Consider the following 24,520-nt stretch of genomic DNA (forward strand, 5'->3'; position numbering starts at 1 on the left):
TGAGTTTGTCAAAATGGCGTTTCCTATTTTCTTGGTTTTAAATTCTCTATTCAAGAACTTCATCTATAACTTTTCCTGTGAAACCGTTTGGAAATTCAATTTGTAATAAATTAGAAATCGTTGGAGCGATGTCTACAATTTCATATTTCTTTTTAGAAACACCTTGTTTAATTCCGTTTCCGTAGAAAATCATAGGAATGTGTGTGTCGTAAGAGTAACCAGAACCGTGTGTAGTTCCTTTTCTAGAGCTGCTTGCAATAGTTGAAGGATTTGGAACTAAAATTACATCACCAGAAAACTTTTGGTTGTATCCATTTTGTAACACATGTAAAATTCCGTTCGTAAACGTAGTAGTTTGCATGGTTCTAGCAGTAACAGCTTTGTAAATTCTATTATGGTTAATAGCTTCGTCAGCAATAGTTTGTGCTACATTTTCATAGTTAAGGTTTAACTCTCTAATCTTATCTTTGTTTAAGAAGACTTGAAAGTTAGAAATGTTTTCAATGATTTCGTCAGATTTAAAGTGCTTTACCGTAATCTCATTTAAAAAGTTTTTAAAAGCTACAGGTTTTACATAGCCCGCAGGTATTTTTAAAGATTCTAAGTAAGCAGGAACTTGTACAGCAGCATGATCAGCTGTTAAGAATAAGGTGTAATTGTCTTTTCCTACTTGCGTGTCTAAAAACTTGAATAACTCAGCTAAATCTTGATCTAAACGTAAGTATGTATCTTCAATTTCCTTAGAAGCAACTCCAAATTGATGTCCAACATAATCAGGAGAAGAATAACTGATTGCAATAAAATCAACAAACTCAGATTTTCCTAAGTTCTCACCAATAATAGCTGCTTTAGCAAAGTCGGTAGTAATCGAGTTTCCAGCAGGAATACCTTTTATAATACTGTAGTTGTTGTTGCTTTTTCTTAATGTTGGAATATCATGAGGAAAAACAGGTCTTTCTTGCCCTTTAAAAGTAACTTCAAAATCGTTGTCGTCTTCAATACTTTGTGTATAAGTACTAATATCATATAAAGTTTCCCAAGGCTTACTTAAATATTCATCAGCTTTTCCTGAAGCGTTGAACTCTTGTACCCAAGTTGGTAATTCATTTAAGTAAAAAGAAGAAGAAATCCATTGTCCTTTATCACCTCCATCAAACCAATAAGCAGCATTAGCAGTGTGTCCTGCAGGTAAAATAGCCGAACGATCTTTAATTGCCACACCAATCGTTTTACCTCTCATGTTTTGAGCAAGTTTTAACTGATCGGTTACTGTAGTGGTTAACATTCTGTAAGGAGATTTTTTTCCGCCTTCACCATCATTTCCAACAGTATTGTAATTATTATCATCAACGCAGTAAATAGATTTCTTTAAATATTTATCATACCAATAATTACCAATAATTCCATGGTGTGTTGGTGTAGTTCCTGTGTAAATAGAAGTATGTCCTACAGCTGTGTAGGTAGGAATGTAATTATAATGAGCATTTTCTAAAGAAAATCCTTCTCTTTGTAAACGTTTAAACCCATCATTTCCATATCTATTAGCGAAACGAGTAAGATAATCATATCGCATTTGATCAATAACAACCCCTACAACCAGTTTTGGTTTTTGGGTACTTTTTTGAGGAGCGGTAGCACAACCTGTAATACATACGATGGCTAGTAAAAAAGCTATTTTTTTCATTTTATTCTTTAAAAATTAAAACTCAAAGGTACATAAAAAGAAAGCTAAAACTCTTAAATAAGGCGATGAGTTAATGGTTTTTTAATACTTTAGCAGAAAGAAAAAATAGATTTCGTTTAATGAATTACATTGAGCATATAGGTAAGTACGTTGCAATGCTAAAACAGGTTTTTACTAAACCCCAAAGAGCAAGAGTGTTTCGTGAAGCTTTATTTAGAGAAATAGATGAATTAGGACATAAATCGATAGGTATTATTGCATTTATATCGTTTTTTATTGGAGGAGTAATCGCTTTACAAACTGCGTTGAATTTAGAAAGTCCGTTTATACCAAAATCGTTGATTGGTTTTGCAGCAAAACGATCTGTAATTTTGGAGTTTGCACCTACATTTTGTTCTATTATTTTAGCAGGTAAAGTAGGGTCGTATATTACTTCAAGTATAGGTACAATGCGTGTAACTGAGCAAATAGATGCCCTAGAAGTAATGGGGATTAACTCACTAAATTATTTAGTGTTGCCAAAAATAATAGCAACTGTATTCTTTTATCCTTTTTTAATAATCTTAGGAATGTTTTTAGGAATTTTTGGAGGATGGGTAGCAGGAGTTTTATCGGGTCTGTTTTCTGGAGCTGATTATGTTACAGGAGTTCAGATGGATTTTGATCCGTTCCTTATAACCTATGCGTTGATAAAAACAGTAGTCTTTGCCTTTTTAATTGCTACAGTGCCTTCATACCATGGATATTTTGTTAAAGGAGGCTCATTAGAGGTTGGAAAAGCAAGTACACAGTCGGTTGTTTGGACAACAGTACTTATCGTAATAGCAAACTATTTCTTAACTCAAATGTTATTGACCTAATGATAGAAGTAAATAATTTACATAAAGGATTTAATGGTGTTGAGATTTTAAAAGGAATTACAACTTCATTTAAACCAGGAGAAACAAGTTTGATAATTGGTCAGAGTGGTTCTGGGAAAACAGTGTTTTTAAAATCGTTAATTGGTTTACATACACCAGAGGAAGGAACAATTGTGTATGATGGACTTGCTAATGTCGATATGACTTTAGAAGATAAGCGTCAATTTCGTCAAGAATTAGGAATGGTATTTCAAGGAAGTGCTTTGTTCGATTCGCAAACAGTAGAAGAAAATGTTATGTTTCCTTTAAAAATGTTTACAAAGCAGCCTGAAAGTGAAATGTTAGATAGGGTAAACTTTGTGTTGAACCGTGTAAACTTAGAGAACTCGAATAAAAAGTTTCCAGCAGAATTATCAGGAGGAATGCAAAAACGTGTAGCAATTGCTCGTGCGATTGTAATGAATCCTAAATATTTATTTTGTGATGAGCCAAATTCTGGATTAGACCCACAAACATCTATTGTTATAGATAACCTAATTCAAGAAATTACGGATGAATATAAAATTACCACAGTTATAAATACACACGACATGAATTCGGTGATGGAGATAGGAGATAAGATTGTTTTTCTCAAAAATGGAGTAAAAGCATGGGAAGGATCTCACAAAGAAATCTTCAAAACAGATAATGAAGCAGTGGTAGATTTTGTGTATTCATCAAATTTATTTAAAAAAGTTAGAAAAGCATACTTAAATGATCTTTAGGTAACTTTCTGTTAATTAATAGGTAACAAAAAACATTAAAAATTTTTCAAAAAAACTTCTAAAAAATGTTTGTGGGAACAATAAAACCTTCTATATTTGCACCCGCAAACGCAGAAAAGCAAAAGCAAAAAATGACCGGGTAGCTCAGTTGGTAGAGCATCTCCCTTTTAAGGAGAGGGTCCTGGGTTCGAGCCCCAGCCCGGTCACTAGTAAAGCTTCTCGATTTTACTGAGAAGCTTTTTTTAAAAGCTTTGGGGAGATTCCAGAGCGGCCAAATGGGACGGACTGTAACTCCGTTGTCTTACGACTTCGCAGGTTCGAATCCTGCTCTCCCCACTAAAACTCAATCATAACGATTGAGTTTTTTTGTTTCTAATATATTTTTGTTTATCTTTTTTTGTTTTTTGTTAAACAAAAAATGTATTTTTGTTAAGTCTTAAATGTTTTGATATGAGAAAAGTGTTGATACTCTTGGTTTTACTTCAGTCGTTTACTGGAGTGTCTCAAAATGAAGGAGGAATTTCAGGAAAGGTTATTGATTCTAAAACAAGAGAAGTACTTCCTTTTGTTAATGTTTTGGTATATGGAACAAAAATAGGAGCAGTTTCAAATGAAAAAGGAGAGTTTGTATTGAATAATGTTCCTTTGGGGTATAATAAAATACAGGCTTCTTTTGTCGGCTATAAGACGTTAATTTCTGATGAGTATTTAGTTACTAAAGATAATTCGCCATATATAACCTTAGAGTTGATTGAAGATGCAGCACAGTTAAAAGAAGTTCAAATACAAGCACCATTATTTAAAGAATCTGTAGATAGCCCATTATCACTTCAAAGTTTGGGTATAGCAGAAATAGAAAAGAACCCAGGAGGAAATAGAGATGTCTTAAAGGTTATTCAATCTTTTCCTGGAGTAGCCTCCAATCCTGGATTTAGAAATGATATTATTATTAGAGGAGGAGCAACTTCTGAAAATAAGTTTTATTTAGATGGAATTGAAGTTCCTGTAATAAATCATTTTCAAACTCAAGGGGCAACTGGTGGACCGGTAGGAATTATGAATGCAGATTTAATTCGTAAGGTAGATTTTTATTCAAGTGCTTTTCCAGCAAATAGAGGTAACTCTTTAAGTTCTGTTATAGAGTTTACTCAAAAAAGAGGAAATCCAAATTCACTAAACACAAGAGCAACTATTGGAACTTCAGACGCAGGAATTACCTTAGATGGTCCGTTAGGTAAGAATACAACCTTTATTTTTTCTGCTCGACAATCGTATTTACAGTTTTTATTTAAGTTGATAAAACTTCCTTTTTTGCCAACATATAGCGACTTTCAAGTAAATGTTAAATCACAATTATCAAAAAACAGTGAATTATCAATAGTTGCTTTGGGAGCTATTGATGACTTTGAAATAAATAAAGAGGTAAATGATGGTGAAACAGATTTAGAAACAATAAAGAGAAATAAAGTTATTTTAAACTCTGTTCCTGTAAATAGTCAATGGAATTATACGGTAGGTGCCAGTTATAAGTATTTTGCACCAAACTCAACACATTTAGTTGTACTTAGTCGAAATGAGTGGAAAAACAAGGCGGTAAAATATTTTTTAAATGAAGAAAAACCAGCGAATTTACTGTTAAATTATTCATCAAAAGAAATAGAGAATAAATTACGATATGAAAACAGCTTTGAAAGTGACAATAAGATTGATTTCAATCTAGGTTTTAACCTGGAAACTGCAAGATATACGAATAACAATTATCAGAAAAATGCTAACTCAGATGGAGTAACGATCTACGATTTTAATTCAGCAATTAATTTTGTTAAATATGGAGTTTTCGGACAAGTATCAAAAAGATACTTAGATGAAAAATTAGGAGTTTCTTTAGGCTTTAGAGTGGATGGTATAGATTACAATTCAGAAATGAAAAATCCGTTCAATCAATTTTCACCAAGATTGTCGTTGAGCTATAATCTGTCTGAAAAATGGATGGTGAGTTCTTCAGTAGGTCGTTACTATCAATTACCGTCTTATACAGTATTAGGATATAAAAACGATATAGGCGAATTTGAGAACAAAAATGGATTGAAGTATATACAATCAGATCATTTTGTAAGTGGATTAAGTTACAAGCCCAATGCAAGCTCAAAAATAACTTTTGAAGGGTTTTATAAGGGATATAAAGACTATCCATTCTCGTTAAGAAATCAGATAAGTTTAGCAAACCTAGGTGCTGACTTTGGCATTATAGGAAATGAAGCAGTGAGTTCAACATCTGAAGGGCGAGCGTATGGATTCGAGTTATTAGCACAGAAAAAATCATATAGCGGACTGTATGGAATAGCGTCGTATACCTTTGTAAGAAGTGAGTTTAAAGATGCACAAGGTGGATATATTCCTTCAACATGGGATAATAAACACTTGTTAACAATTACAGCAGGAAAAAAACTAAACAGAAATTGGGAAATAGGAACTAAGTTTCGATTAGTTGGTGGTAAACCTTATACACCATATGATTTAGGTGCTTCTTCTTTAAAAGATAATTACGATGTGCAAAACGGCGGAATTTTAGATTATACCAAACTTAATACAGAAAGATTAGATACGTATACACAACTAGATATACGTGTAGATAAAACATGGTTCTTAAAAAAAGCAGCCATAAACCTATATTTAGATGTTCAAAATATATATGCTAGTAGCTCTAAACAGCAACCATTTTTATTACCTATTGAAGATGGAAATGGTAGAGTAACCGATCCTAATGATAGTTCAAGGTATTTACTAGAGGAAATAGAAAGTACAACAGGAAGAGCTTTACCACGTATTGGCGTTATAGTAGATTTTTAACACTTTTGAAGTTTAATAATCTTTTAAAAAGAGTAAATTGCTTGCTTAAATTATCATAAGATTTTTAAACATGAAAAAAATTCTATTAGGAGCGGCATTAACTTTTTTAAGTATAACTTCAACTTCAGCACAAAAGTATCAGTTTTCAACAGTAAAAGATATTGAAGATACAGAAGTTAAAAGTCAAGGAAGAACAGGAACATGTTGGAGTTTTTCTACAACCTCTTTTTTAGAATCAGAAATTATCAGATTAACAGGTAAAAACATTGATTTATCTGAAATGTACACGGTTCGTAATACGTATTCAGATAAAGCAAATAATTATTTATACCGTCAAGGAAAAGCACAATTTAGCGAAGGAGGTTTAGCGCACGATGTAATTAATTCAGTAGAAAAATACGGATTAGTACCTGAGCAAGTTTTTACTGGTTTAGATCTTGGGCAAGACAGACATAATCACGCTGAAATGATTGCGGTGTTAAAATCGATGTTAGATGCTTACATTAAAAACCCAGCAGGAGAATTAAGTCCAAAATGGAAGCAATCGGTAGAAAGTGTTTTAGATGTGTATTTAGGAAAAAATAAAGAAGAGTTCACTTTCAAAGGAAAAAAATATACTCCTAAATCGTTTGCAGAATATGTAAAAATAGATCCTTCAAACTATGTAACGATTAGTTCTTTTAAGCATGCAAAAAAATACGATCAGTTCATTTTAAACATTCCTGATAATTTTTCAAATGGAGCATTTTATAATGTTTCTTTAGACGAATTAGTAGCTGTAACAGAAGAAGCTATTAAAAAAGGATATACAGTAGAGTTAGACTGTGATGTTTCAGAAAAAACATTTTCATCAAAAAGTGGAGTTGCTGTAATTCCTGCGAGTAGTACAGAAAATAAAAAAGCGTTGACAGAAATTGTAGAAGAAAAAACAATTACACCAAGTTTACGTCAAACAGAATTTGAAAATTTTAACACAACCGATGATCACTTAATGCATATTGTAGGTTTGGTAAAAGACCAAAAAGGAAATACCTATTTTAAAGTAAAGAATTCTTGGGGTAAAAACCAAGGAAATCAGGGGTATGTGTATATGTCAGTTCCTTACTTTAGATTAAAAACAATATCTGTTTTATTACACAAAGATGGAATTTCACCAAAATTGAAAAATAAATTACACATTAACTAAATAACGGTTTTTAAACAAAATTCTTAAACGCTTGTGGGTTCAATGCTTACAAGCGTTTTTTATATCTTTTCTAATTCGGGAATTTTGTATCTTTCCGAAGTTAATAAAAATGAAAAATATGGAAGAAAATAAGCAAGAGGAAGCTGTAGAGCAATCAGAGCAAACTATACAGCAAGACGCGAAAGGCTTATGGGAAAAGATAAAGAAGTTTATATTAGAACTTCTTGATTTTAGAGATGATACAGACCAAGAGGCAACAATAGAAGCAATAAAAAGTGATATTTCTTTTAAAGGAGCCACAGCGTGGATTTTAATATGTTCTATTTTTGTGGCATCTATAGGGTTGAATGCAAACTCAACAGCTGTGGTAATTGGAGCCATGTTAATATCTCCTTTAATGGGGCCTATTTTAGGAGTAGGAATGTCAATTGCTATTAACGATATTGATACATTACGCAAATCGTTAACAAACTTAGCTACAATGATTGTGTTAAGTTTATTAACAGCGTTTTTATTCTTTTTTATATTTCCACTTCGTGAAGAAACCTCAGAATTATTAGGTAGAGTAAGACCTGATATTAGAGATGTGTTAATTGCTTTCTTTGGTGGTTTAGCATTAATTATTGCACGAACTAAAAAAGGAACGATTGCTTCTGTAATATTTGGTGTAGCAATTGCTACAGCCTTAATGCCGCCATTGTGTACAGCAGGGTATGGTTTAGCAATAGGTAATTTTGACTACTTTCTTGGTGCGATGTATTTATTTACAATCAACACCATTTTTATTGCTTTAGCAACCTTCTTAGTGTTGAAGTTATTAGGGTTTACAATGATTCGTTATGTAAATTCTGCTAAACGTAAAAGAATAGCGCAAATAGCATCATTTATTGCTTTTTTGGTAATGGTTCCTGCTGTGTTTACTTTCGTGGGAGTATATAATGAAAGTGTAATTGATGCAAGCTATAAAAGGTTCTTAAAAGCAAAAGTGTATGATAATCCTAATTTATGGTTACAACGTGAAAAGCTAGAGGTTAAAGAGAAAACAATAAAATTATTTTTTAACGGAGACGTAAGTGATGCAACTGAATCTTTTTTACGAAACGAATTAAAAACCTTTCCTAAAATTGATGCTTATTCTTTAGTTATTAATGAAAACAAAGCTAAAAGTGTTGATAGGGTAGTAGATGCTTATGATAGAGCTGTAAAAGAATTAGATGAAAAAGATAATATCATAACAGGTTTACACATGGAGATTGATGATTTGAAAAGAACAATTTCTAGTTTAAATCAAAGAATAGAGCAAGATGCTTTGTATAGAGATAAAAACTCAATTCCTTTCAATAAAATTAGTACAGAAGCAAAAATTCGATTTAATGATATAAAAGAAATGAGTTTAGCAAAAGTATTATCGTCAAGTGATTTTATAAAGGTAGATACCTCTACAGTCGTATCTATAAGTTGGAATAAAAAGTTAGCAGACTCTATTATGGTAAAAAATGAGAGAGAGTTAAGAACTTGGATACAAAAAGAATTGAAAACTGATAAAATTCAAATAAGAAGAAAGTAGCAAAAAGATATATTGTGTATTATAAAAAAAACCTCGCAACAGCGAGGTTTTTGTTTTTGATTTTTTGTTAGAGTATTTCTAATAAATAAGAAATTACTCTAACTATATGACACTATTATCCTGTGAAAGTCACAAAATAAGGTTTAAAACTTGTTGAAATATAAACTTTTAATAATTCCGTCTGAAAGTCCAATTTTAGGAACATAAATTTTTCTGGCTCCACTCCATTTCATGGCAGATAGGTATATTTTTGTAGCAGGAACAATAACATCGGCTCTATCAGGGTTTAAACCTAATTCAGAAATACGTTCTTGATAGCTCATTTTTTTTAAGAATTGGTATTGAGCATTCAAGTAAATGTATGAAATAGGTTTACCAATATCTCTTCCAGACATTTTAAAGAGTTTGTTAATATTTCCTCCTGATCCAATTAAAGAAATTCGTCTATAATCACTGGTGTTTTCTTCAATCCAGTTTTGTACTTTACCAAAAAGAATTTTGTTTTCAGATTTCTTATTGTTAAGTAAACGTACGGTACCTATTTTAAACGATTTAGAACGAATAATTTTTCCTTTTGAAAATAAGGTGAATTCGGTACTACCACCACCTACATCAACATATAAGTAAGTAGAGTCAGATTCTATTAATTGGTTTAAATCGGTAGAAGATATAATAGCTGCTTCTTTTTTACCATCTATAATATCAATTTTAACTTCAGTATTTTTTAAAATAGAATTAGCAACTTCTTCACCATTTTCAGCTTCTCTCATCGCTGAGGTAGCACAAGCTTTATATCGCTCAACTCCATGAATTTTCATGATGAGTTTAAAGGCTTGCATTGCATCAATCATTCGTTGCGTATTTGCTTCTGAAATTCGTCCAGAAACAAAAGCATCAGCACCTAAACGAATAGGTACACGAACTAACGATGATTTTTTAAATTGGGGTTCTCTATCTCTTTCTTCAATAACGTTAGCTACTAATAACCTTACTGCATTAGATCCAATATCAATAGCGCCGTACTTCTTTATTTTCAAAATATATAGATTTATCTATGGTTCTTAGGAAACTCTACTAATATAGTGCTTCCTTTCTTAATATCTTTCCAGTGTTTAGTATCAAACTGAATTCCGACAACACCACATGTAGTTACATGAGCAATAGGTTTATTACCAAATTTGTTCACAAAACTATTAATACCGTGGTCATGACTAAATACAATGGCACTATCAAAACTATCATCAAGTGCTTTTACAGTTTTAACTAAATAACCATCACTAAAATTATATAGCTGACGTTTTATTTTAAGGTTTGATAACGGGTATCCAAAGTTTTCACAAAAAATAACCGCTGTATGCAGCGCTCTATTTGCACTACTAGAAAGAAAAACATCAGGTTTGTTAATTTTCTTAGCTAGGTATTTTGACAAAAGATGGGCATCATTAATACCACGTTCTTTTAAAGGTCTATCAATATCCTTAACGCTATCATACTCCCATGATGATTTAGCGTGACGAACGATATATAGTGTTTTCATTCAAATATAAATACTATGTAAATATAAAACTAAGGAGCTAAACGTTCAAGTTTCCAAGAAAAATCTTTTTGTAAAGTGTATCGAATGCGGTCGTGCATACGGTTTGGGCGTCCTTGCCAAAACTCAATAGAAACAGGTTTGACTAGAAAACCACCCCAATGTTTTGGTCTTGGAATTTCTTGGTCTCCAAATTGTTTTTCAAAAGAGTTCAACCTTTGGTCTAGTTCTTCACGTGAAGTAACTACTTCACTTTGTTTAGAAGCCCAAGCTCCCAATTTACTTCCGTCTGGTCTCGATTCAAAATAACCATCAGATAAATTCTCGGCAAGTTTTTCAGCTTTCCCTTTAATAATAATTTGTTGCTCTAAACCAGACCAGAAAAATGACAAACACACATGGTTGTTGTTTAAAATAGCCTTTCCTTTTTCTGAATTGTAGTTGGTATAAAAAATAAAACCTTCCCATGTATATTTCTTTAATAAAACAACTCTACTTTTTGGAAAACCATCTAATCCAATAGATGCAATTGTCATAGCATTTGCTTCATCTACTAACTCAGATTCATCTGCAGTAAAAAACCAATCTCTAAATAATTCAATAGGATTTTCAGGACAGTTGCTTTCTAGTAACTCTCTTTTTTCGTAAGATTTTCTATAGTCACTTAAATCGTGTGCCATTCTTGTTAATTTATACTATGTAAAAGTACAATTTTATACTATTTAAAATCATACTTAGGCAAGATTTATAAAGAGACTCATTATAATTTATTCTTGAAGAATTAATTGTTTAATTAATATAAAAGAATCTTCATCAGCTACCCATTTTTTATACTTTTTAAAAGGGAGCTGTTGAAGGTTTTTTGTTGGATATAATTGATGAAAAATAGTAAGAGCAGCTGCAAAACTTCCAGCAGTAGAAGGATGGAAGTTATCTAGACTGTATAAAGACTCTTTACCTTTATAAGTGTTATAGTCTTTCCATATATTTCCCACAGGAAACAAAAAAGCATCGTTCTGTTTGGCAGCAAATTTGTGATTCTCTATTACTTTATCAAAAGTATGGTAATATCTAACGGATGGCCATACCATAAAGTAACCAAGTTTAGTATTGTATTGTTTACAAAGAGCTCTTATTGTCGCTCCGTCTTGTATTAGCATTCTTCTTCCTTCTGTTTGTGAGGAAGGACCTTGTTGAATAACAACATAGTCAAATTGTTTTTTTTGCAATAACTTTTGAAGCTTTCCGTCGTTAATATGATCAATAATAGCATAGTTAGGAAAACATAAGCTTTTGGTTTTAATAGTAATTCCTTGTTGTTTTCCGATATACTCTAACATTTTAGGCATGTTGTTCGTATAGGTTAAACTATTTCCAACAAATAATATTTGTTGTGCTTGAACTGAAAGTTGAAAAAAGAGTAGTATATAGTGTAGCTTCTTCAAGGGTAATGATATTTTTACACCTCTAAATTTAGCCTATTTTTTAATTCTATTCTACCAATAGAGGTAATAATAACTTCTCTAGAATTTGGTTTTTTACGTAACCAATCTTTTTTAATCATTACTTCGAGAAGAGAAGCACCTAATGCTCCTGCAATATGACGCTTTCTTTCAGCTCCTCCCAAACAATTTCATTACCTAATTTCTTAGAAAAGTGCCCGCCGTTTCCCAAAGTCATTTTCATTTTGTTTTTATACAACATTGATGTTGTTGCAGCTTCTGGATATAAAAACTCATCTACTATGTTTGTTGGTAAAACTAAATTTGCTCCAACATATCCAGTTTGGACACTTGGGTAAGTAATTCCTTGAACGTCGTTGTGTGTTAAAACTAATTCGGTGTAAGCAGTTGATATTTTATAATCATTATGACTTACAGCAATACGAGCATATTCGTTACTTATAAAAATCAAAAAATCTTCAAAAAATTCTGAATCAACACCTTTCAATTCTTTTGCAAACTGTTTTTGCTTTTCATAAGAAGCCTTAATGTCTTCATTATTTTTAATTGCTTCTTCTGCATAAACTACTTCCGCAATAATTAACTCTTCTTTATTCCTCCATCTACTAATTGTAAAAAGTTCTCCATCCATTTGGACAGAGTTAGTGTCTAAAAATAATCGTGAAGTTTCTGCAATTGCTGTTACTCGTGCTTGGTCAAGTTTAGATGTTTGAATAGCTGAATAAAATAAGACTTCGTGAGGCTTATTTGCTCTTCCAAATTTGCTAAGTTTTTTAATAACATCTGGATTTTTTATATATCCTAAATCTTCAATAGATTTAAAAAGTGGTGTTCCATTATTCGCTCTTGCTCTCTCAATAGAACTTTCTTGTTGAAGTTTAGCTAAAGGGATAGGTATTTTGCTGATTGAATTTTTAAGTATTTCAATCAGTTTTTCATATTCAACACTTTCTAAGTTTTTTGAATATTCTTGTAGTTTTTTAAATGCTTCTATGTAGTTCATTTTAATTATGCACAACTAGTTTATAAGCAGAATAAACTTACTATTATACTCCTTTTTTGGCAGGATAAGCAGAAGTTTTAGCAATTTTATTCTTTTTTCATTTTTGCGAACTAAATATACTAAAAAATCCCAAGCTACTAGCTTGGGATTTTGTTGAATGAATTCTCTATTAGAAAATGCATTAGTTAAAGGTTAAAATAAAACGATATTGATTGTTGTACAATTACTTTACATCAATTACGAATTCGTTTCTAGGAATTCTAACTTTTTTCATTGGTTTAATCCAGTCCTTTTCATCGTCGGCATAACCAATGTACATTAGTGATACACTTTTTAAGCCCATTTTATCTAATTCTAAAACTTCATCAACTACTTTATTGTCAAATCCTTCAGCAGGACAAGTGTCTACTTTTAGCTCTGCAGCTTGTGCTAAAGCTAACCCTAAAGCAATATAAGTTTGTCTTGATGTGTGTGCAAAATTAACTTCGTCAGGAAGATCTAAATATACTTTTTTAAGCATGTCCGTATAGCTACTAAATCTACCTCTAGGCAATCCTCTTTCGTCTGTAGTATAGTCGAACACTTTGTCTATTCTTTCCTCTGTATAGTTGTCCCAAGCAGCAAAAACTAATACATGCGAACAGTCTTTCATAGAATCAGGGTTTAAAGCTCCTTGTACTAGCTTTTCTTTAACCTCCTGATTTGATATTGAAATAACTCTAAATTGTTGTAACCCCGATGAGGTTGGTGCTAATCTAGCAGCTTCAATAATTTTTTCAATATTTTCTTCACTTACTTTTTTATTTGGATCAAAAGCTTTTACAGCATGTCTCCAGTTAAGATTTTCTATTAATGACATTATATTAATATTTAATTATTTGTTGTATTTAATTTTACTTCAATATTTCCTCTTGTAGCATTTGAGTAAGGACAAACTTGATGAGCTTTTTCGGTTAAGGCTTTTGCTTCTTCTAAAGAAACATCAGGAATATTTACATCTAATGCTACTGCAAGTCCAAAACCACCATTTTCTATTTGACCAATACTTACTGTTGCTTTAACAGTAGTTGTACCAGTATTAATTTTAGATTTTTTGATGACTAAGTTTAACGCACTATCAAAACAAGCTGAATATCCTGCTGCAAAAAGCATTTCAGGATTTGGATAATCGTCATTAGCTCCTCCCAGCGCTTTAGGATGTCTAACATCAAGTTCTAAAACTCCGTTTTCACTTTTTACATGTCCGTTTCTTCCGCCAGTTGCTTTGGCGCTGATATTATAAATTGGTTTTATTTTTTCCATTAATCTGATTTAATATATGTTCTATTATATTTTTGAGTTCTGTTAATTTGTCAACAGAAATATTTAGAGAAGTCATAATTTGACCAGGAACACATTCTGCTTTTTCTTGGATATTTTCCCCCAGTTCTGTTAAATTAATTTTCACAACGCGTTCGTCCGTTATCTCTCTTTTTCTTTCTATAAGTTTTTTATGCTCTAACCTTTTAAGCAAAGGAGTAAGGGTACCACTGTCCAAATTAAGTTTAGAACCTATTTCTGATACACTTTGATCACCTTCTTCCCATAAAACTAACATTACTAAATATTGAGGATATGTTAAATCTAGCTTTTTTAGTATGGGACGGTATAAACTAATTACTTCTTTCGCTAGCGTATAAACCGGAAAGCATACTTGATTGGTTAATTTTAATTGTTCTGACATAATTGACTTATAAATAAAGGCACAAATATATTGCACAATTAAATTGTGTGCAATTTAATTATTGTAAAATTATGTGAAAATTATTTTAAGAATGTTAATTCGCTTGTTTTACTGAATGATTAACTGTTTAATGCGGTATTGAAATTTTGATATTCGTAGGTTATTGTTTGGGTGTAAAGTTGTGTAGCTAATTTTTCATCTATAGGATTTTCTTTCTGATATTCAATTGTCCTAAAAAGTACTATTATTTAATGTGTTTTTTTATGTCATATTCAAATTTGAGAACTTTTAAATTCCACAAAGTCAAAGTTTGCGTTGCGGTAATTTTATTATTTACGCTACTTACGACTAACTTGTCTTTAAATGACTTGATAAATTTTGTCCATAATTGACCTTTTGAATCCCTAAGCAAAAAATAAAATCCACTATCCCCAATTTTTTGTCCGGATGAATCCAAAATGAGTTCACCTTTCTCACCAACTTTAGGAGATAAAATTACAGAGGCATTGCCATTTGGTAAAGGAAAAACGGCTTTGATGCAAGTTTCTTTATTTGGTAAAGAACAAGTTTCATAAACTCCTGAATAAACTACTTGACCTGTCGACTTAAAGGTTCTAAGCCAGATAGTTCTTTTGACTTCATTAGTTTTTGAATCAATTAGTTTAATTATTTCGTTAGTTAGCTCTAATCCATTTTCTAAGTTTTGAGTAGGAACATTCAGTTGTTCAATTCTATTACTGAAAATCATTCTGACCAAGGAGCCAAAAACTTTGAATATTGGATTCCATTTTGCTTTAAGGAGTAGGTCGTAATTTGAAGTGTTTTCATAGAAGTCTATTACATCTGGAGATAGTCTTTGAAAATCAGTATTTGGTAGCCTTAAATGTTTGATTGAATCTAATAATCCCTTATCCTTTTTTTGACTCTCGACAACCAAGTTTTCATTTTTTGCTAATTGGTCAATAAATTTAATCCCGATTCCACGAGTTTCTCCAAATGGTCCTATAAGCCATTTGAATTTTAAAGTGTCAATTTTTTTTCCGAAAAGGATAACCCATTGTTGAGTAATCCAATCTTGTATGTTCTGATTTTTTTTGGCTATCCCCATTATTGCCTATATTATATGTTAGGAATAAAGTTGGATTGACCTTTCCACTTTCCAAATTCTGATAAAGGTTTAAACCTAAGAGTGGTAAACTCAAAATGGAAATCCTTTCTTTTTCTTTCTTTCATTGCGTCCGAATGCCTTTTCGGTTTTTCAACTTGACTATGACCACGAACCATATTAGTCATTTCTTTTTCAGTCTTCCAAATTGAAAAGGTCGATACTGTGTTGGGAAATTTAACTGAAGCCAATGAGAGAGTTGTTTCTGGGTGATCTCTAACAAGTTTTTCAACCGGTCTGCCCCAATGTATAAATCTAGGAACTGCAAAAGGTTTCATTCTTGCTATTGTAACAGCAACTACAGGAGAGTTCGGACTATCTAATTCGTCTTTATGATTTGGTATTTTGAACCCACTAAACTTTCCCCATTCTCTAACAAAAGATAAACGTACATGCCAACCTTTTGCCAGGATTCTTCCAAAACTGTTTTGTTCTAAATAGTTTTTAAGTGCAGCTTCATTTTCCCATTGCATAAAAACTGCTACTTGTCCAATTAAAAACCTAGAGGGAGAAAAGATTGGTGAACCTAGTGTCATTGCTGTCATATATTCCGAATGAATTAGTCCTTTTGTGTTTTTGGAGATAGGATTCGAGAATATTCTTTTTACCGCATCAAAAAAGGGAAGTTCGACTAAATGATAAGAGAATATGCTCACTTTGATTTTAATTGAATTATTAGTTCTATGTGGTTCGTCTAATTACACACAACGTATTTGTGTATGATTTTTTGCGGGAAAAGGACGTGAGTTCTTTTCCGTTGTTTCGGAAAGATAATTAATAAGATTGAATTTCCGGCGAGGAAATTCAGCCGCAATTAATTATACACCTTGTTAGCAACTGGTTTATATTCCTTCGTATTTAGCTCCAACAAATTTCAATTTCTTTATCCCTCCATTTAAACAATCCGCAAAATTCGTTTTCCATATTTTTAACTCAATAAATGAGTCATTCTTTTCTACAATTCTATAGGTTCCAATTCGAAAGTTCATTTTAAATCTTAAAAAAAAGATTTTTAGTCTTGATTTTTCTTCCATTATCTTTTCTCCATTAATAAATTCCATATAATCAAATCGGTCTATATTTTCTCCGACTATCTTTTGGATATTATTTTTGTTTAAATAATAGATGTTTTTGGTTGTCAACAGTATTTTTCGTCTTCTGTTAAATTTTATTAGAGCGACTTCTAATTCATTATTTTCAAGATTAAAATCCTCTGTTATTAAATTATTTGAATTATCGAAAAATGTTATTCCTTTAGAATTTCGATAATATTTAATTTTCAACAGTATTTGTTTTCGAATATCTTCTTTACTCTTTCTGATTTTCAAAGGATTTTTTAGTTTGGATACTTGTTGCTAACGGTCAAGTGTATGAGCAGTAGCTGATTTTAAGCACTAATTGTTCAGTTTGCAATATACTTAAATTAAAACAATAGCGGTTCAAGTTTACACTTAAACCGCTATTGCTTATACACATTGTTCTCTGCTGGCTTTCTTCCGTTTCGCTTGTCAGTCAGCGTTGGGAAAACCATACTCTTTGCCAAGTTTTGGCTTGTGTGTCGGCTGGTGCGACTTGGCAATGTGTATGGTTTTTAGCGTTGGCTAAATTATTTCAAGTTTTCATTAAAATATCTTTCCAATTTGTCAAAAGGTATCATATCCAACTTATCATACAAATCGGTATGTACCCCATTTGGAATAATCATTAGTTCTTTTGGCTCGGAAGCATTTTTATAGGCATCTTCACTAAAATATTTAGAGTGTGCATTTTCACCTGCGATTACCAACATTGGTCTTGGCGAAATTTCTTTAATGTAGGTCAAAATCGGCATATTCATAAAAGACAGGCTATTGGTAGCTGTCCAAGCACCGTTTGAGTTCAAAGAGCGTTCGTGAAAACCCCTGTCAGTTTTGTAATAATCATAATATTCTTTTACAAACTGGGGTGATTCTTCGTTGGTCTGTGCCAATCCGTTCTCGGGATACTTGGGTGTTCCGTTTTTAGCATCTTCCCAACGTTGCAAGCTCATTTGTTCTAACATTTTGGTACGTTGTTCGGGTGTTGTTGAACCAAAATAACCTTCTGCATTTACTCTCGACATATCGTACATACTCGTTGTGGCTACTGCTTTTACCCTTTTATCAGCCGCTGTGGCATTCAGCGCAAAACCGCCAAAACCGCAAATCCCAATAATACCCAATTTGTTTCTGTCAATATTATCTTGTAAACCTAAAAAGTCGATTGCTGCACTAAAATCTTCAGTGTTGATGTCAGGTGATGCTACGTTCCGTGGTTCGCCACCGCTTTCGCCTGTATAGGACGGGTCAAATGCCAAGGCTACAAAACCACGTTCTGCCATTTGATTCGCATATAAACCGGAGGATTGCTCTTTTACCGCTCCGAAAGGCCCGCTAATCGCCAATGCAGGTAAATTATTCCCACCATTTTTTGGAATATACAAATCGCCTGTAAGTTCAATCCCATATCGGTTTTTAAAAGTTACTTTTTGACGTGTTACTTTATCACTTAACTCAAAAGTGTAGTGTTCTGATGTATTGCTCATTGCTTCTGTTTTTTGTGTTTGTTCATCTTGCTTGACTTCTGATTTTTGCTGACAAGCTCCCAATAGTATCAGGGAAAAAGTCATTGCTATTAATTGTATTTTCATTTTACTCTTTTTTATACTGCTCATCCGTTACGGCTTCTTGCCAATCTACAATTCCTTTTTCCGTGTTGGGTACGATGTACAATTGTTGTAAACCCACATCAGGACTTGCTCCGTGCCAATGCCTTACATTTGGCGGACATTTCACTACATCCCCTTTTTTGATGACTTCAATGGGCTGCCCTTCAATTTGGTGATAGCCAACACCATCTGTAATAATCAAAATTTGACCCGCTGGATGCGAATGCCAATTGCTTCTTGCTCCGGGTTCAAAATACACGTTCCCTACTGCCGTAGTAAATGTAGTATCTGGTGCTACTAATCCAATATTGTAAGCGTTTCCAGTAAAAAAATCTGCTGAACCTTTTTCGCCTTTAGGGAAAATAACGTCCAATTGGTTTTTGTCTGTTTTCATATTTTCTTGATTTTTTTCGGTGTTTGAATTGCAAGCGGTTATCAGAAATAAACTTCCTGTGAGTATTGCAATCGTTTTGATGTACTTGTTCATATCTTTTAATTTTTGGTTATTGTTCCAATTCAATAGTTACGGTAATTTTTCCGTTTGTTTTGAAATACTTTATTCCGTTTGTGACTTTCCCCAAGGAAATCAATCCGTTGGAATAGCTGAAATCCTTATAAAACAGAGCGATATTTCCCCACGGTGCATACAGTGTAATATCGCCTTCGGACGGTTTGAAACCTTTGGGTGCATCTTCGGTGGAAAGTTTTTTGGACGGATAAAATATCTTTTCCGTATTGGCGTAATCGTCCATTTCCACAGTAAGTGGGAGCATTGTGGTAAAATCCCTGCTCGTAGGATTGTCGTACATAATTGCCGTTGCCGTATTTTCTCCTATCGTTATTTTTAGTTTCATAGATTCCTGTTTTGGTTTATCCAATTCTTTATCCTTATTACAAGCGTACAGTTGCGTACAACCCAACAAAATAATAATTGTATAAATCAGCTTCTTCATACTTATTCAATGCTTTTTATGATTTTAGCAGGGACACCGCCTACAATTGCATTGTTGGGAACATCTTTTGAAACGACTGCACCCGAAGCAACAACAGCATTTTCGCCAATGGTTACGCCTTGTAAAATTGTGGCATTTGCACCAATCCAAGCGTTCTTTTTGATGTGGATAGGTTTCGGCACGAGTGAGTGTCTGTTTTTGGGTTCTAAAGGGTGTCCTTCGGACAGCAAACTGACTTTTGGTGCAATCAGTACATTATCTTCAATGGTAATGCCACCTAAATCCAAAAACACACAATCGAAATTGATAAAAACGTTCTTGCCGATTTTGGTGTGCTTACCATAATTGATGTAAAGTGGTGTGAATACGGCTGTACTTTTGTCAATTTCAGAATCTGTGATTTGACTAAATAATTTTCTGACTTCATTTGGGTCAGTCGAATTGTTCATTTGCACGAGCAGTTTTTTCGTGTCGTATGAAGCATTTCTTAATTCCTGTCGTTGATTGTCGCTGGACGGAATAATTTCTCCGTTTCTCAATCGCTCAAAAATATCTGACTTATCCATCTTTGTATTTTTTATAATACAAAGGTCGGGCGATTTTAATAGGTGCTGTTAAAGATTTTCAAACCAATGGTTATGAAATTCAAACTTTTTCCAACCGAACGGAAGATGGACTTACTCCTGCTTGTTTTTTGAAGAAATTATTAAAGTACGTTGGGTACTCAAATCCCAAAGCGTATGCGATTTCCGAAACATTCCAATCGGTGTTTTGCAAGATTGCTTTGGCTTCATTGGTAATACGTTCCGAGATGTGGGTTGTAGTGGTTTTTCCCGTAACTTCCTTTACGGCACGGTTCAGGTAATTGACGTGTACCGAAAGGTCTTTTGCATAATCTTTAGCGGTTCTTAATAGAAGTGGCCTGTCGGGACTTTCCACAGGGAATTGCCTTTCCAAGAGCTCCATAAAAACATTGGTCAATCGTTCTGCTCCGTTTTTGTCCTGGTTGTAATTTTCAGACGGTTTTAATTTTAATGATTCGTGCAAAATCAAGTCGATATAATTGCGAATCAGGTCGTCTTTATGTTCGTAATCAGATTGTTGTTCTTCAATCATTTTTTGGAAAATACTGTTTAAAAACTGTCGCTGATGTTCCGAAATATCCAAAATCGGTGTGCCGCCCATTTTAAACAAAGGCGATTTTTGCAAGGTTTCCGAATGTTTCCCCGAAGTGTAAAAGTCTTCCGAAAATAGAATGGTGTAGCCCACATACTGGGTAGAAAGTGTTTCCCAAGAGTAGGGAATGTTTGGGTTTCCGAAGAACAAAATGGTTCCTTCGGCATCAAAACTTCTGTCGGCATAATGAATACGACTTTTGCCTGTGGTCAAACAGATTTTATAAAAATCCTTTCGGCTATATACTTTTGTAGCATTACCATCTTCTTCAATCTGAAAGACATTGAAGCCTTTTAGTTTTAACTCGCTGTTGTATGTTGATAAGATTCTTGACATAGCGCAAAGTTAAGAAATTCAAACAAATCTATATTCTGTTTAAGTGATTGTTCTCTTTCGTGCGTTGGCGAGAAACAGCTCTTTTGTTTTTTTTGAAGCGTTGGCTTTTGTGTCGGCAAAAACCAAATGTGCTGTTTGTGCGGTGGGTTTTTCAGCTTGCAGAGAACGGTTTTGGCTATGGTTTCGTTGCGTGAAAATCCGCGAGGATTTTCCGCCGTAAACCGAAGATAGCAAATTTGCGAGGACTTTCCGATAGGAAAGTCAGAAGCAATGAACTATAGCCAGTGTTGTATGCAGTTTTTTTAATTTCCATTTTTTGATTTTGGTCCAACAATTTGAATTTCGTCAGAATCCGTTTCAGGTTTTTCCAAAACACTTTTTAAGTCTCTAATAACTTTGTCAGTTTTTTCTAAATCCACAATTTTTGGAAGTCCAATGTCAATGACGTTTGTCGTATTAGAGACTCTAAATCCGTTTCTGAATTTTTCTTTGATAAATCGATGTCCATTATCGATTGATAAAATTCTTATGAAGGTTTTATTGTCCGATTCAAAACGGAATATTCCTTGAGGATGAATATCAGTCAGAATTACTTTATATCCGATTTCTTCAGAGTTTTGAGTTTTAAATTTAAAAATCAAAGTGTTTTTATTTTTGACAAACTCAATATTATACTCATTTTCTTTGTCAGTCAAATTCTTATAAGATTCAATTAGAGAATCCATTTTCATTTGATTTGTATTTTGGCTTTTTGCATTTTCGATAATCATTGTTATAAATGCAAAACACAACAAAATTTTTACTGTTTTCATATCAATTACTTACGTTTCTCAAATTGCATACAACGGTTTGGCTATGCGCAGTGTCCCGGAGGGCATTGCGTATAGGTGTTGTTGTATGCCGTTTTTATTTATACATTTTCAATGCGTATTCCACATTTTCGTTATTCAATTCTTTTAATTTTTTTAGAGCAGTATTTGATTTCTCCGAATCAATTGATTTTAATGCGTGTACACATTTTCTTAAAATCGACTCTAATTCATCATCGTACGGTCTGAAAGTTTCCTTATCTAAAGCGATATTGACAATTGGTTCTACGAATCGGTCATCCTTGAGACTTTCTAGATAAATGGTGTTCACTATGTCTTCGTGTTGACTATGCCACTTTCCAGAAAGAGCCTTTTCAATCAAGTCATATTGACTCGAATCAATGTCTTTTGTTTTTTTGAAATCCAGAGATTTAATCAAGTCTTCCTCGCTCTGTTTATCAACTGCTATTTTAAGTGACTTATTCATTATGTTTTAATTCTGACTAACGGTTAAATTTAGTATAATTTTCCTACACAAAATTTAACTCGTTAGCTTAAGAAATTAATAGAGTTTCTTTATGTGGAGAATGGCATACAACTCGTTATATGCCAAACCTTAGTTGTTTTATCCGGAGAATAGTATGGGATATATAAAGTTTTAGCAATTTTATTCTTTTTTTATTTAGCAGCCTAAATATAGCAAAAAAAAGGAGCCTACAGGTTTAGGCTAATAAATTACTAGGTAAAAAGTTAATGTAATATATTCGTACTATAATAAACAAAAAAGCCCTCTTAAAAAGAGGGCTTAAAAATATATTGTAGAAAAAATATTAAGCGAATAAACTATCAATTTTTTCTTTTTCTTCTTGTGCTAAAGCAGCATCAACTAAGATACGTCCACTATGCTCATCAATTGTAATTTTCTTACGGTTAGCAATTTCTAACTGCACCTGTGGTGGAATTGTAAAGAAAGAACCTCCAGCAGCACCACGCTCAATAGCTACAACAGCCAATCCGTTACGTACTTTGGTTCTAATTCTTTTATAAGCAGATAATAAGTGATCGTCGATAGACTGAGAAAACTCTTCTGATTTTTCCTTTAATAACTGCTCTTCTTTTTCAGTTTCTTTTAAAATAGCATCTAATTCACCTTTTTTGTGAGTTAAATGGTTTTCTTGTTGTGCTAATTTCTCTTTAGTATTCTCGATAACCTCGTTCTTTTGAACGATTTTAGCTTTGAATTCTTTAATTCTTTTTTCTGATAATTGAATTTCTAATTCTTGATATTCAATTTCTTTAGTTAAAGAATCAAACTCACGGTTATTACGAACGTTCTTTTGTTGTTCTTCGTACTTCTTAATTAATGTTTTAGATTCGTCAATAGCTAATTTTTTATTGCTAATATCGGTTTCTAAATTTTTAACATCTTCAGCTAAATTAGAAAGTCTCTTGTTTAATCCGGCAACTTCATCTTCTAAATCTTCAACTTCTAAAGGTAATTCACCGCGAACGTTTCTAATTTCGTCAATTCTAGAATCGATTAACTGTAAATCATATAACGCTCTTAATTTTTCTTCTACCGTTACTTCTTTTTTTGCCATCTGTTAAATATAGTGTATTGGATTTGTACTCTTTTCGCTTAAAATAATTGCAAAAGTACTAAATTTTTTGCTAAGATAATCAACTAAAAGATTTTTTGTAAATTGTTCGCTTTCATAATGTCCTACATCTGCAAGTAATATTCTTTTTTCTGCTTTAAAAAACTCATGGTATTTAAAATCAGCACTTATGTAAGCATCTGCACCAGCTCGCATTGCGTTTTTAATAGCAAAACTTCCTGAACCTCCTAATACAGCTACCTTTTTAATAGGTTTGTCAAGTAGTTCAGAATGTCTAACACAGTCTGTTTTAAACGTTTCTTTTACAAATAATAAAAAGTCTTTTTCGTCCATTGCTGATGGAAGTTCTCCAATCATACCCATACCTACGTGTTGGTTTTGATTGTCTAAGGTTATAACTTCATAGGCAACTTCTTCATACGGATGATTTTTAAAGAGAGCTGAAAGTATTTTTCCTTCTAAAAAAGAATCAAAAGTTACAGTAATGCATGTTTCTTCTTCAAACATCAATTTCCCTTTTTCGCCTACTGTTGGATTGGAATTTTCGTTTCCTTTATAACTTCCCTTTCCTTCTACATTAAAAGAGCAGTTGTCATAATTACCAATATTACCAGCACCTTCTTCAAATAATTTATTACGAAGGTTGTCAGCATTTTGAGAAGGAACATACGTTGTTAGTTTTTTGATGATTCCTTTTTTAGGAATTAAGGTTTTCATGTTTTTTAACCCTAAAACTTCTCCCATTTTTGCTGAGACACCATTATTTACATTGTCTAATGCAGTATGAGTAGCATAAATAGCAATGTTATTTTGAATAGCTTTTAATACAACGCGTTCTACATAATTGTTGCCGTTAATCTTTTTTAGTCCGCTAAATACAATGGGATGAAAACTTACAATAAGGTTACAGTTTTTAGCAATTGCTTCGTCTATAGTTTCTTCAAGGGTATCTAGCGTAACTAAAACTCCTGTAACTTTAGTACTGTAATTACCTATTAATAAACCAACATTGTCAAAATCTTCGGCATACGAGAGTGGTGCCAGTTGTTCAATATAGTTGGTGACGTCTTTTATTTGCATTTGGGTACGTTTTCAAAATATTACTATAGCAAAGTTACAAAGTAGAAAAATGAAAATAAAAG

At 32.7% G+C, this 24,520-nt stretch carries 27 protein-coding genes and 2 tRNA genes; 7 read left to right on the top strand and 22 right to left on the bottom strand.

Annotated elements, in window-relative coordinates; translation table 11 throughout:
• Nucleotides 1-46 precede the first annotated feature (46 nt).
• On the bottom strand, nucleotides 47-1,684 hold the full coding sequence (gene pafA, locus N534_RS0113075; RefSeq protein ID WP_028892906.1) for an alkaline phosphatase PafA: 1,638 nt from the start codon (nucleotides 1,682-1,684) through the stop codon (nucleotides 47-49).
• A gap of 119 nt (nucleotides 1,685-1,803) precedes the next feature.
• Here pafA and N534_RS0113080 point away from each other — a divergent pair, with 119 nt between their 5' ends.
• From N534_RS0113080 to N534_RS0113110, 7 genes are all read left to right on the top strand, one after another.
• A complete protein-coding gene (locus N534_RS0113080; RefSeq protein ID WP_028892907.1) occupies nucleotides 1,804-2,544 on the top strand; it encodes an ABC transporter permease in 741 nt (246 codons plus the stop codon).
• The gene (locus N534_RS0113085; protein ID WP_028892908.1) at nucleotides 2,544-3,308 is read left to right on the top strand and encodes an ABC transporter ATP-binding protein; all 765 of its coding nucleotides are present in this window, start codon (nucleotides 2,544-2,546) and stop codon (nucleotides 3,306-3,308) included. Before N534_RS0113080 ends, N534_RS0113085 begins: the two co-directional genes overlap by 1 nt.
• A gap of 133 nt (nucleotides 3,309-3,441) precedes the next feature.
• Nucleotides 3,442-3,514 (top strand) — tRNA-Lys (locus tag N534_RS0113090).
• A 47-nt stretch (nucleotides 3,515-3,561) separates the two neighbouring features.
• Nucleotides 3,562-3,644: transfer RNA gene (locus tag N534_RS0113095), tRNA-Tyr, on the top strand.
• Between the two features lie 114 nt (nucleotides 3,645-3,758).
• Complete coding sequence (locus tag N534_RS0113100; RefSeq protein ID WP_028892909.1) at nucleotides 3,759-6,158, top strand: TonB-dependent receptor; 2,400 nt, start codon at nucleotides 3,759-3,761, stop codon at nucleotides 6,156-6,158.
• A gap of 70 nt (nucleotides 6,159-6,228) precedes the next feature.
• Nucleotides 6,229-7,344: an aminopeptidase C gene (locus tag N534_RS0113105; RefSeq protein WP_028892910.1), complete on the top strand. Its 1,116-nt coding sequence runs from the start codon at nucleotides 6,229-6,231 to the stop codon at nucleotides 7,342-7,344.
• Nucleotides 7,345-7,462: 118 nt separating this feature from the next.
• Nucleotides 7,463-8,911, top strand: a complete 1,449-nt coding sequence (locus tag N534_RS0113110) for a DUF389 domain-containing protein (protein WP_028892911.1) — start codon at nucleotides 7,463-7,465, stop codon at nucleotides 8,909-8,911.
• Nucleotides 8,912-9,054: 143 nt separating this feature from the next.
• Here N534_RS0113110 and N534_RS0113115 read toward each other — a convergent pair whose 3' ends face one another.
• The 21 genes from N534_RS0113115 to N534_RS0113215 all read right to left on the bottom strand — a co-directional run bounded on the left by N534_RS0113115 (nucleotide 9,055) and on the right by N534_RS0113215 (nucleotide 24,458).
• Complete coding sequence (locus N534_RS0113115; RefSeq protein WP_028892912.1) at nucleotides 9,055-9,951, bottom strand: Ppx/GppA phosphatase family protein; 897 nt, start codon at nucleotides 9,949-9,951, stop codon at nucleotides 9,055-9,057.
• Between the two features lie 8 nt (nucleotides 9,952-9,959).
• On the bottom strand, nucleotides 9,960-10,448 hold the full coding sequence (locus N534_RS0113120; RefSeq protein WP_028892913.1) for a histidine phosphatase family protein: 489 nt from the start codon (nucleotides 10,446-10,448) through the stop codon (nucleotides 9,960-9,962).
• A gap of 29 nt (nucleotides 10,449-10,477) precedes the next feature.
• The gene (gene pdxH / locus N534_RS0113125) at nucleotides 10,478-11,125 is read right to left on the bottom strand and encodes a pyridoxamine 5'-phosphate oxidase (protein WP_028892914.1); all 648 of its coding nucleotides are present in this window, start codon (nucleotides 11,123-11,125) and stop codon (nucleotides 10,478-10,480) included.
• A gap of 87 nt (nucleotides 11,126-11,212) precedes the next feature.
• Nucleotides 11,213-11,890 carry a hypothetical protein gene (locus tag N534_RS14850; protein WP_051435930.1) on the bottom strand — a complete coding sequence of 226 codons (678 nt, stop codon included), beginning with the start codon at nucleotides 11,888-11,890 and terminating at the stop codon, nucleotides 11,213-11,215.
• A 14-nt stretch (nucleotides 11,891-11,904) separates the two neighbouring features.
• Entirely contained in the window at nucleotides 11,905-12,072 is a 168-nt protein-coding gene (locus N534_RS15390; RefSeq protein ID WP_156025629.1) for a hypothetical protein, read from the bottom strand.
• The gene (locus tag N534_RS0113140) at nucleotides 12,030-12,911 is read right to left on the bottom strand and encodes a hypothetical protein (RefSeq protein ID WP_028892915.1); all 882 of its coding nucleotides are present in this window, start codon (nucleotides 12,909-12,911) and stop codon (nucleotides 12,030-12,032) included. Before N534_RS0113140 ends, N534_RS15390 begins: the two co-directional genes overlap by 43 nt.
• 223 nt (nucleotides 12,912-13,134) lie before the next feature.
• Nucleotides 13,135-13,770 carry a nitroreductase family protein gene (locus N534_RS0113145; protein WP_028892916.1) on the bottom strand — a complete coding sequence of 212 codons (636 nt, stop codon included), beginning with the start codon at nucleotides 13,768-13,770 and terminating at the stop codon, nucleotides 13,135-13,137.
• Nucleotides 13,771-13,781: 11 nt separating this feature from the next.
• Nucleotides 13,782-14,213: an organic hydroperoxide resistance protein gene (locus N534_RS0113150; protein WP_197017722.1), complete on the bottom strand. Its 432-nt coding sequence runs from the start codon at nucleotides 14,211-14,213 to the stop codon at nucleotides 13,782-13,784.
• Nucleotides 14,188-14,634, bottom strand: coding sequence for a MarR family winged helix-turn-helix transcriptional regulator (locus N534_RS0113155; protein ID WP_028892918.1), 447 nt, complete (start codon nucleotides 14,632-14,634; stop codon nucleotides 14,188-14,190). Before N534_RS0113155 ends, N534_RS0113150 begins: the two co-directional genes overlap by 26 nt.
• Before the next feature lie 244 nt (nucleotides 14,635-14,878).
• Nucleotides 14,879-15,742, bottom strand: coding sequence for a hypothetical protein (locus N534_RS0113160; protein ID WP_028892919.1), 864 nt, complete (start codon nucleotides 15,740-15,742; stop codon nucleotides 14,879-14,881).
• An 11-nt stretch (nucleotides 15,743-15,753) separates the two neighbouring features.
• Nucleotides 15,754-16,455, bottom strand: coding sequence for a hypothetical protein (locus tag N534_RS0113165; RefSeq protein ID WP_028892920.1), 702 nt, complete (start codon nucleotides 16,453-16,455; stop codon nucleotides 15,754-15,756).
• 186 nt (nucleotides 16,456-16,641) lie between these two features.
• Complete coding sequence (locus N534_RS0113170; RefSeq protein ID WP_231517328.1) at nucleotides 16,642-17,082, bottom strand: hypothetical protein; 441 nt, start codon at nucleotides 17,080-17,082, stop codon at nucleotides 16,642-16,644.
• A gap of 323 nt (nucleotides 17,083-17,405) precedes the next feature.
• Entirely contained in the window at nucleotides 17,406-18,362 is a 957-nt protein-coding gene (locus N534_RS0113175) for an alpha/beta hydrolase (RefSeq protein WP_197017724.1), read from the bottom strand.
• A 106-nt stretch (nucleotides 18,363-18,468) separates the two neighbouring features.
• Nucleotides 18,469-18,972 (bottom strand): cupin domain-containing protein, encoded by a 504-nt coding sequence (locus N534_RS0113180; protein WP_038006198.1) that lies wholly within the window; start codon nucleotides 18,970-18,972, stop codon nucleotides 18,469-18,471.
• A gap of 16 nt (nucleotides 18,973-18,988) precedes the next feature.
• Nucleotides 18,989-19,438 (bottom strand): cyclophilin-like fold protein, encoded by a 450-nt coding sequence (locus N534_RS14855; RefSeq protein ID WP_197017723.1) that lies wholly within the window; start codon nucleotides 19,436-19,438, stop codon nucleotides 18,989-18,991.
• 2 nt (nucleotides 19,439-19,440) lie between these two features.
• The gene (locus N534_RS0113190) at nucleotides 19,441-20,004 is read right to left on the bottom strand and encodes a sugar O-acetyltransferase (RefSeq protein ID WP_028892924.1); all 564 of its coding nucleotides are present in this window, start codon (nucleotides 20,002-20,004) and stop codon (nucleotides 19,441-19,443) included.
• A gap of 79 nt (nucleotides 20,005-20,083) precedes the next feature.
• Complete coding sequence (locus N534_RS0113195) at nucleotides 20,084-20,950, bottom strand: AraC family transcriptional regulator (protein WP_028892925.1); 867 nt, start codon at nucleotides 20,948-20,950, stop codon at nucleotides 20,084-20,086.
• 302 nt (nucleotides 20,951-21,252) lie between these two features.
• Nucleotides 21,253-21,675: a hypothetical protein gene (locus N534_RS0113200; protein ID WP_156025630.1), complete on the bottom strand. Its 423-nt coding sequence runs from the start codon at nucleotides 21,673-21,675 to the stop codon at nucleotides 21,253-21,255.
• A gap of 181 nt (nucleotides 21,676-21,856) precedes the next feature.
• The gene (locus tag N534_RS0113205; RefSeq protein ID WP_028892927.1) at nucleotides 21,857-22,246 is read right to left on the bottom strand and encodes a hypothetical protein; all 390 of its coding nucleotides are present in this window, start codon (nucleotides 22,244-22,246) and stop codon (nucleotides 21,857-21,859) included.
• 343 nt (nucleotides 22,247-22,589) lie between these two features.
• Nucleotides 22,590-23,360, bottom strand: coding sequence for a zinc ribbon domain-containing protein (locus N534_RS0113210; RefSeq protein WP_028892928.1), 771 nt, complete (start codon nucleotides 23,358-23,360; stop codon nucleotides 22,590-22,592).
• A 3-nt stretch (nucleotides 23,361-23,363) separates the two neighbouring features.
• The gene (locus N534_RS0113215; RefSeq protein ID WP_028892929.1) at nucleotides 23,364-24,458 is read right to left on the bottom strand and encodes a Nif3-like dinuclear metal center hexameric protein; all 1,095 of its coding nucleotides are present in this window, start codon (nucleotides 24,456-24,458) and stop codon (nucleotides 23,364-23,366) included.
• Nucleotides 24,459-24,520: the final 62 nt, after the last annotated feature.

It is taken from the genome of Tenacibaculum sp. 47A_GOM-205m (assembly GCF_000518405.1).
Taxonomy (GTDB): domain Bacteria; phylum Bacteroidota; class Bacteroidia; order Flavobacteriales; family Flavobacteriaceae; genus Polaribacter; species Polaribacter lutimaris.